The organism is Clostridium sp. MCC353 (genome assembly GCF_018785315.1).
GTDB lineage: Bacteria > Bacillota > Clostridia > Lachnospirales > Lachnospiraceae > CHH4-2.
The window spans coordinates 1-4,883 of the sequence record NZ_WQPN01000050.1; the positions used below are offsets into that span (position 1 = coordinate 1).

Genomic DNA, 4,883 nt, shown 5'->3' on the forward strand with positions numbered 1-4,883 from the left:
TAACCATAGATGAAAGGAAAAGGTTGGTATATATTATTAATAATGTGGGAGATAAATTTCTAAGAGAGAGATTAAAACTAAGTCCTATATATATTGAAACGAATCTGGAAGGTGAAGATGCTAATGGTGAAGATTGAGCTATCAAAAGAAACAAGAAAATATATAGATGACCAGCATAGAGAATATATAGAAATAACTATTGTACCAAGATTGGAGATGAAGATTAAAGAATATGGAGAAGATGATGAGAAAGGTAGATTTCTAAAAACCCTATTCGGCGATACAGAAGATAAAAGAAAAAGCTGTATTATAAATTTTTGTATATCACCGAATCTAATAGATTTGCTAAAAACCTTTGAGGATGTTTTTAATGACACATATGGATTTGAGTATAGGAGTGAATCCGAAGAGCATAGGAAAATTATTAAAGATATGGAATCGGACATAAATTTTATACTAAACTATGAAGGATTTAATATAGGGAAGGCAATTAGCAAAAATGTAAAATGGAGCAGGCATATTTTCATAACAAGTTTAGGTATTAAAGTATGCCCATATTGTAATAGACAATATATAACTTCTTATGAAAATGATGAAGCTGAAAATAGAACAACAGCAGATGCGGATCACTATTATCCAAAAGCAAAATATCCTATATTGCAAATGAATATTTTCAATTTAGTACCCAGTTGTAATGTTTGTAATTCAAAGACGAAGGGCTCAAAATTGAAAAAACATCTATATCCCTATGAAGATGAAAGTGATAGCCTGAGCTTTGAAATTCCGACAGAAATAAGCGACAGAGTGTCAGAAATTTTGATTAATACAAAGATGAATAAAAAAGCAGAGGCTTCAGTAGAAGTATTTAAACTAGACAAGATATATCAAGCTCATTTAGACGAAGTATCTGAAATAAAGGAAAGAGCGAAGGAATACTATGCATTTAAAGAAAAGGCATATGAGGCAACACATGGCTTAAAAGTGCCATTTAATATATTTAATTTGTGGTTTGAATTTATGGGAAAGAATATATCGTCAGAACCTTTAATAAAATTAAAGCAAGATGTATTTAAACAATTAAAGAATGAACTTCAAAAGTAGCAATATCGTTATACATTACACAAGAACAAGGTACAGTGTGATTTTAAACTAATGAGTAATAGAAAGGTGGGTAAAAATAGATGGTTCAGATAGAACAGGTTAGGAAATATGAGGAGTATTATTTTATTTTGATGTCAAGCTAAAATATCATTTTGTTATACAATGATTTCGTTTTATATAAATTTGCGATTTGGATATTAGGGATAAGAAAGAGGGAAGTTGTTATGCGAACTTTATTTCCAAAGCAATATGATATGATAAGTGAACTAGCAAAATTAGAAAAACTTATGCCATCATATACTGGTTTGCTTAGAAAATTGAGCATAGTAATTAGGAATAAAGTATGGAAGAAATCAGATGAGAAAAGACTAGCCGTTGTGCTCGGGTCTTGTAATCAAATATTTAAGGCCTTAGTGGATACATATGGAGATCAAATTGAGATACTTGAAATGTATGTTGAATATCTTACAGAGTATAAAGATAAATATAGTGGATATGATTTGTCTGTTTATTATAATTCTGTACAAGCCCATATACAGATTTTTAAAACACAAAATTTAGTAAAAGAGCATTGGCGACAAATTAACCCATATTTTAGAAAAGAATATGCTAAGGAGGATTTACTGAGTAAGGATTTGACTGAAATATTGGATGATTTTTTTGATAATATTGTAAGAGTGTGTCCAGAAGAGTTTTTTGTAACTATGAATAATAAGAAATTAAAATTTCTTTCCAGAGGGCGAAGAGGAATTTGGGATAAAAAAGAAGATTTAGCAGCACCATCAATTGAAATTGCAAAAAAGAATAACATAATAAATAGGTGGAATCCACCTGACAGAAGGTATTTATATTTGACAGGAAAAGAACATAATGGAAATGATGTAGAGACTATAAGTGAAGAACTTCGTGCCAAAACGGGGGAAACAATAACCGTTGCTTCTTTCAAATTTATAGGAGATAATAATTTCAAAATTTTAGATTTAGATTATGAAACTATAACTCGTCAAGAAATATTTAACTTTGTAGAAGACTATGAAAAAAATCAAGTAAAAGAAATAATTTCTAAGGTATGTACAGAGAGTTATGTGCCAACAAAAAATGAAATTATGAAGCAAATTAAGTTGCGAGAGAACAAAACAGTTTGGTTAGCAAATACATTTGTTGGAAAACTACTCTTAAAAGAATTATGCGATGCAATATTTGTACCATTGGATGATAATTTGGATAACGAAGAAAAGGACAAGTGTTATAAATCATTCCACATTTTAGCAGAATATTTGGAAAAAAGAGGATATAAAGGTATTTGCTACCCAAGTACACGTATGAGATTAATTGGAAAAACAGGTAGAAATATTGTATTGTTTGATGCGGATTCAGCAGAAGCAATTGAAGAGAGTTTCGAGACATTTGTAAAGTAATGGCTAGTGTTTAGAGAAATAAAGATAGAGAAAGATATAGAGATGTGATGAACGGACCAATCATACACTCTGATATGGCAAGGATGACAGCGTGTCCGCCCAGGGGCAATTCTGCCTTGTGGTCATAATTTTTGTACACTCAACAAATGTCGAGGTGGTAATAATGATGCGGAATTGTGGTTTGGAAGGAAAACAGAAGGGTTAAACCACAAGATATAGTGGTTTTTGGCGAAAAATCGAGGAAAAAATCGGGCAAAAAATGGCCGTTTTTGACCCCGATTTTTTGGCCTTTTCATAGATGTGAGACGGGTAAAAGAGGATATGGGGTAAAATTTCAGGTCAGCCAGATTAAAAAATGGCTGGCCTTTTTTAATAGAGAGTATCAAAAATAGAAACGGTTATATGTGAAGAGACAGAGAGGGGAATTTAAATGTTTAAGATTTATTTGAGCCGGACAGTAAGCCCTTGTGTAGGTATTAGTCTGCCGGCTACAATCGAAGAAATGAGAGAAGCCTATTCTCTTCTGAATGGAACGGATACAGTTCCGTTGGAAACAGCTACCGCCTATGTGGAATCGTCCATTCCAAATCTGCGCCAGTACCTGTATGAGGTCCCGGTGACAGAAAAAAGATTGGAAGAACTGAACTACCTGGCCTATCGTGTGAAATGGATGGACAGCCAGGATGAGGCGGTATTCGGAACCGTGATTGAGATGATGAAACCGGAGACACTCCAAGATATGATCAATCTTTCCTGCAACATGGATAAATTCAGATATCTGCCGAGCGCAACTACAGAAGTAAAATTAGGAGAATATCTGCTGAAGGGAAACGCTGATATGGCTATGGAGGAACAGGCAGCCAGATTTAATTATGAAGGGATTGGAAAAGATTATATAAAAAAACACGGTGGTATGTTTCATGCATTTGGCTATACCAGCGGGATTCAAGTAGAACTGGAGCCCATCTATAGAGGGAATGAGTTACCAGATCCGGATTTCAAACAGACTTGTAGTTTTAAAGTATGGATTTATAAAGGGAATCCTTATGATAACTATACATTGAGCCTTCCGGCAACCGAAAGCAAAATGGATGCGCTCAAGAGCGCTATGGGAATTTCAAACTGGAGCGAATGTAAACAGTTAGCCATCCAGTGCAGAGTGCCAACGCTGTGGGATTGGCTGCCGGAGTATGGTTCCATAGAGGAGTTGAATGTTTTGGTGACTGAGCATTGTCAGAGCATGGAGAATCAGCAGGTGCCAGTATTGGAGATGTAAATGAAAAGGTCATAGAATAAAAAATCCAGGTCAGCCAGATTAGAAAATGGCTGGCCTTTTTAAATAGATGCTTGGTAAGTTGTTCCTTATGGGAGCGGACGTACCGAAAGACATTGAACGGTCCATCGATTATTTCAAACGAGCTGCAGAAGGCGGCAATGAGTATGCAGAGTTTCAGCTTGGTAAGTTGTATCTTCTGGGAGAGGATGTTCCGAAAAATGTAGAAGAAGCGATTACCTGGCTTTCCAGTTGCGCGGACCGTGGAAACCAATTCGCCCAGTATTCCCTGGGAAAATTATATCTCTGCGGGCGGGAGGTTCCAAGGGACCGGGAAAAAGCCATCCCGCTGTTGGAGGAAGCGGCAGCACAGGGAAATATCTATGCCCAGTTTTTGTTGGATCACCTGGATTCGTTTCAGGATCCATCTGTTTTTCTGTCAGCAATACGGCTCCTGCATCAACTGACTAAGATATTCCAGGAAGAAGAACGGAGAGAGGGAGCAAGGCGTATCAGTGTGGATCGAAAAATGCGGCGTAAAATCAGGGAAAAGAAAGTGGCGCAGGGCCATAAGGGAGATGACCATGAGCCGCAGGAGCTGTTGTATTAAAAAATGGGAGGTGAGCAGATGGGGTATGTGCATTTTACAGAAGAGCAGAAACAGAGGGCCGGTTCCGTGGACTTGGTGGATTTTCTTCGGTCAAATGGAGAGAAACTCATTTCAGCCGGAAGGGAATGGCGTTTGAGCAGCGACCATAGTATCACGGTCCGGGGCAATACCTGGTATGATCATGCGGAAGAAAAAGGCGGCGGCCCAATCAGTTTTGTCCAATATGTTTATGGGAAAAGCTATCCGGATGCAGTTACCATTCTGCTGAATGGAGAGCAGGGGGCAACATACAAACAAAGTCAGAGAGAAGAAAGAACAAAGGCGCCGTTTGTGCTACCGCCGTTCAACAGCAACATGCGGCGGGTATATGCTTATCTGTTGAAAAAACGGTTTCTGGATCGGGAGATTGTGGATGCATTTGTAAGAAGCGGTCTGATTTACGAAAGTCTGGAGCCGTCAAAGGATGGCGCAAAGCAATTTC

The 4,883-nt window shown here is 37.1% G+C and carries 4 protein-coding genes and 1 pseudogene; all 5 read left to right on the forward strand.

What is annotated here, in order from left to right:
* The first annotated feature begins 123 nt into the window (after window positions 1-123).
* Window positions 124-1,101: a hypothetical protein gene (locus tag GPL15_RS10345; protein ID WP_215698602.1), complete on the forward strand. Its 978-nt coding sequence runs from the start codon at window positions 124-126 to the stop codon at window positions 1,099-1,101.
* Between the two features lie 224 nt (window positions 1,102-1,325).
* The gene (locus GPL15_RS10350) at window positions 1,326-2,519 is read left to right on the forward strand and encodes a hypothetical protein (RefSeq protein ID WP_215698603.1); all 1,194 of its coding nucleotides are present in this window, start codon (window positions 1,326-1,328) and stop codon (window positions 2,517-2,519) included.
* Window positions 2,520-2,949: 430 nt separating this feature from the next.
* The gene (locus GPL15_RS10355) at window positions 2,950-3,795 is read left to right on the forward strand and encodes a hypothetical protein (RefSeq protein WP_215698604.1); all 846 of its coding nucleotides are present in this window, start codon (window positions 2,950-2,952) and stop codon (window positions 3,793-3,795) included.
* Between the two features lie 67 nt (window positions 3,796-3,862).
* Window positions 3,863-4,402 carry a tetratricopeptide repeat protein gene (locus GPL15_RS10360; protein WP_215698605.1) on the forward strand — a complete coding sequence of 180 codons (540 nt, stop codon included), beginning with the start codon at window positions 3,863-3,865 and terminating at the stop codon, window positions 4,400-4,402.
* 18 nt (window positions 4,403-4,420) lie between these two features.
* Window positions 4,421-4,883: pseudogene (locus tag GPL15_RS10365) on the forward strand (hypothetical protein); the annotation flags it as partial.

Coding starts and splice junctions, on each gene's coding strand:
- GPL15_RS10355 (WP_215698604.1), top strand. CDS start 2,950: ATGTTTAAGATTTATTTGAGCCGGACAGTAAGCCCTTGTGTAGGTATT.
- GPL15_RS10345 (WP_215698602.1), top strand. CDS start 124: ATGGTGAAGATTGAGCTATCAAAAGAAACAAGAAAATATATAGATGAC.
- GPL15_RS10350 (WP_215698603.1), top strand. CDS start 1,326: ATGCGAACTTTATTTCCAAAGCAATATGATATGATAAGTGAACTAGCA.
- GPL15_RS10360 (WP_215698605.1), top strand. CDS start 3,863: ATGCTTGGTAAGTTGTTCCTTATGGGAGCGGACGTACCGAAAGACATT.